5 protein-coding genes are annotated in these 4,185 nt (G+C 29.0%); all 5 read left to right on the forward strand.

What is annotated here, in order from left to right; genetic code table 11:
- The coding region (locus U9O55_02085) for a hypothetical protein (GenBank protein MEA2088609.1) at positions 1–257 on the forward strand (257 nt) is incomplete at its 5' end.
- Between the two features lie 230 nt (positions 258–487).
- Positions 488–1,714 carry a hypothetical protein gene (locus tag U9O55_02090; GenBank protein MEA2088610.1) on the forward strand — a complete coding sequence of 409 codons (1,227 nt, stop codon included), beginning with the start codon at positions 488–490 and terminating at the stop codon, positions 1,712–1,714.
- A 1-nt stretch (position 1,715) separates the two neighbouring features.
- Entirely contained in the window at positions 1,716–2,288 is a 573-nt protein-coding gene (locus U9O55_02095; protein ID MEA2088611.1) for a hypothetical protein, read from the forward strand.
- Between the two features lie 6 nt (positions 2,289–2,294).
- Entirely contained in the window at positions 2,295–2,576 is a 282-nt protein-coding gene (locus U9O55_02100) for an STAS-like domain-containing protein (protein MEA2088612.1), read from the forward strand.
- A gap of 13 nt (positions 2,577–2,589) precedes the next feature.
- Entirely contained in the window at positions 2,590–3,954 is a 1,365-nt protein-coding gene (locus tag U9O55_02105; protein ID MEA2088613.1) for a hypothetical protein, read from the forward strand.
- The last annotated feature ends 231 nt before the right edge of the window (positions 3,955–4,185 follow it).

Consider the following 4,185-nt stretch of genomic DNA (forward strand, 5'->3'; position numbering starts at 1 on the left):
AGATTGTAGCGCCTGTTGTTGATTATTGGATAACAGCGGAAAATCAACCGCCTGTTCTTCCTTTTCAAACAAGAGCTTTTATAAACCATAGCAGATTTAATACAGCAACAGATTATACTTCAGAAGTGACAGCAGGAGTAAAAGATTTATATCAAAATTGCTTGTATCCGAGTGTTGGACCTGGATGCGTTTTGCCAAATCCTCCTGGACAGCCATGTTGCTGTGAAGGCGCTTGGAATATTTGCCCCTGCCCATAGTTAATTTTCAATTTTCAATTTCCAATTTTTAATCCCCAGTAGTATAAGTCTTTCAGACTTAACTACGGGGCAGGCAATTTCCAATTTTATAATTTTTTAAATAGTTCTCCCTCTTGTAGGCCTGTCCCGTTGAACAACGGGAGGCGAGTTAGAAGGGGTACTTAATTTTCAATTTTAAATATTCCACCTTTTAACAAAGAGGAATTAAGGGGGATTTTTAAAAAAAATTTGTGCAAGATCAAAAGCAAAATTCAGAGCAAAATAATCAAAAGCCATTTTTGTCTTCGCTCACAGCTAAAATCATTTTAGCGCTGGTTATTTTTCTCGGCTCGGTAATAATCATCATCAGCGGAATGAAGTTTATTATTCAATATTATAAAATACAAAATGATAATCAGACGGTCAAACCAGTTGATAAAATTATTGAACATTATAATAACACTAAAATTACAAAAATAGAATTAACAAATGATTGGAAAATTTGCAATCAAAATTCTGATTGCGTTGAAACACAATTGCGTTGTTGTGGTTGTGAATCAGGAGGAATACAAACAGGAATCAATAAAAAGTATTTAAAATATTGGAATGATGTTTTAGAAAAAAAATGTAAAAATATTGGTTGTATTAGTTTATTTAATTGTAAAAATGGCGAAGCGATTTGTGAGAATAGTAAATGCGAATTTCAAAAAAAAATTGAAAATTGTGGCAAAGAAGGTGAACTCGTAAATCCTGAAAATCTAAAAGGCAAAACTAGTTATCCTGATATTTGCTGTTCAGGATTAAAAGGATTAGGAAGTTATGGAATAAATAATAATGGAGAATGTGAAGTGTTAACAGGAACTCCTTTTTTAACTTGTATGCCTTGCGGAAATGGAATTTGCGAAGAAATAAATAATTTTAAAGAAAACAAATGCAACTGCCCAGAAGATTGTGGAGATAAAATTGACACTTCTGATTGGCAGACTTATCGGAATGAGGAGTTTGGGTTTGAGATGAAATTTCCAAGTGATTGGCGTTTTAGAAGTCACGCAAAAACAATAGGCAAAACAGTAGATCGCAAAGTATTGTCTCGTTCTTTGTTTTTTGGTCCTTTTGTTAGTCAAAAAAATTTATTTGAAAATAGTCAGGTAACTATTTCAGTTGATATTATTTTTGGAAAAGGAAAAGATATTAAAAAAGAAATGGATAAGCAAAAATTATTAGGAATACCAGACAGAGACGCTTTAATTGTGGAATATGATACATTTGTTAATAATATAAAGTCAACGCAACTAAAAATATCATATCCATTGCCAGGTTCTTCTAATAATTTAAAAATTTTTACATATACAACTTATAAAGATAATTTATATATTATTGATTTGTCATTAATTTCTATTGCTGATGAAAATGTTAAACAAGAAATCATTGATATTTATAATCAAATCCTTTCCACTTTTAAATTTATAGAAAATTAAAATGAACAACAAAATAGAAAAATTAGCCTATGACTGGATAACATCTGAATCTGATAAAGTTGATATTATGAGTAATTATTATTGTGAAACAAGAGATATCTTTCAGGCGAGATTAGAAAAAATGAAAATAGCTTTATCAAAAAATGAAAAATTAAGCAAAAACAGATTTTTATTGTCTGCAATAATTGGCGAAATCGGCAACAATTCTTTTGATCATAATTTGGGGAATTGGCCAAATGTAATGGGAATTTTTTTTGGTTATGAAATGTTAGATAATAAGTGTGTTATAATATTAGCAGATAGGGGATTAGGAATTTTAAAAACCTTACAAAGAGTTAAGCCAGAATTAAACAATCATAAAGACGCGCTCAGCATTGCGTTTACTAAAACCATCTCGTCTAGATATCCCGAAAGAAGAGGCAATGGATTAAAATTTGTTAAAAATAGCATAGAAGATAAAAAAATGAATTTAGTATTTAAGAGCGGAAATGCGGAAATTAATATAAATAAAATTTTTAAAATTAAGGATGCGGCTAAAAATTTAAACGGCTGTTTAGCTATTATTAAATTTTAAAATTATATGCGCATTGAATTAAAAAAATTTGGCAATATGCTTATTTCCAGACCAGCCGGCAGAGAAGCATTTTTAGTAATGCGATCTTCGTTAATTAAAGAAGTAGGCAAAAATGAATTGATTGAAATAAATTTTGATGGAGTTGAAGTTTTAACTCCGTCATGGGCGGATGAAGTGATCACTAAATTAGCCGAGAAATTCAAAAATGTGAAATTATTAAACACGGAAAATGAATCTGTGCAGGCGACTTTAAAAACTTTGCGCGAATATTCAGGGTTAAAAATTTAATAAATTTATATTTATGGAGAACTTGCAACAAAACACACAAAACAATCAAAAACCGTTTATGTCTTCTATCACAGCTAAAATCATTTTATCGCTGGTTATTTTTGTTGGCTCTTCAATAATCATTATCAGTGGAGCAAAATTTATTGTTGAATATTATAAAACACAGAATTATGAAACTAATAATCAAATAATTCAACCGACAATAAGTGAAATGGCTGATTTTAAGGCTAAAGGATATTCTCAGACTTTTTCTTACGAAGGCGCCTCAATGGCTATGGATTGCGGTTTTATTGATGGAAAAGTTGTTGATGGTAAATTTAAAGATAAGGAATTAATTATATTTTTTCCAAATCACACAACAGAAAAATATCCAAAGAAAGACGAAATTATTAAAATTTTTGTTACAAATAAAAAATCTGTTTTAAGATATAAGTTTGATGAAGTTTATAAAAAAGAATTTCCATACTATTGTTTAGAAGATAAAGATATGGATGGTGGAAAGAAAAACGATTTTGCGTTTCAAAAAATATTTGCTTTCAAAATGCCTGATGAAGCAAGCCAACCCGACACTTCCGACTGGCAGACCTATCGGAATGAGGAGTTTGGGTTTGAGATGAAGTATCCGAGCAATTATAAATTAGGACCAAGAAAAAATTTAATAGAATTAGAACCTAATGATTATAATCAATATTGCTTGATAACTATAGGACAGCGTCCATCTTTTAAAAATGTTTTATTTACTGATTGGCATCAAAAAAATATGGTTGGCAATCAAAATCTTACAATTATGGAAGAAAATAAAAATCAAATAGTTAAAACAATTGAAGTTGACGGAATTCAAAGTTTTACAAATTATACTTATTTTACGAATGAAGAAATTGTTATTTATTTAAGTTGTAATAAAAGTAAAGATAATTCTATATACAATCAAATTCTCTCCACTTTCAAATTTATAGATCAATCTGATACTTCCAACTGGCAGACTTATCGGAATGAGGAGTTTGGGTTTGAAATAAAATATCCGTTAGGTCTTACTGAACAAGAAATTGTATCTGATAATAATTTGTTGTATTTAAGAGAAACTGATGGTGAAAGCAATATTTTTGTTAATATTAGCTTAAAGAAAAATTATCAAATAAACAGAATAATTTCCCAAATGGGAGCGAAAGAGATAAAAATTGGAGAACGATTAGGATATAAGTATTTTTATGAAGAAGGCGTTGGTTGTTCAGGCGTTGCGTTAATTCAATTAAACCAAGACACTTTGGAATTAACATATGATTTTATTGGTTATAATAAGAATAATAAAATTTCCAAAGAGGATTTTGTTGAAAATAATTTTGATCAAATCCTTTCCACTTTCAAATTCATAGATTAAAAAATAAAAATGTTTATTTTTAAAAATATTGTCATTCTGAACTTGATTTAAAATCTGCAAATTTATAAAGCAGATTCCGTGTCAAGCACGGAATGACAATAAAAAAGCACGGAATGACAATAAAAAAGCACGGAATGACAATAAAAAAGCACGGAATGACAGATATAAAATAATTAATTCATAAAATTTATAATTTAAAATTTTTATAAATGCTTGTCTTTTTAAAAAATA

The organism is Patescibacteria group bacterium, from assembly GCA_034660655.1.
In the GTDB taxonomy this organism is placed as follows: domain Bacteria; phylum Patescibacteriota; class Patescibacteriia; order JAACEG01; family JAACEG01; genus JAACEG01.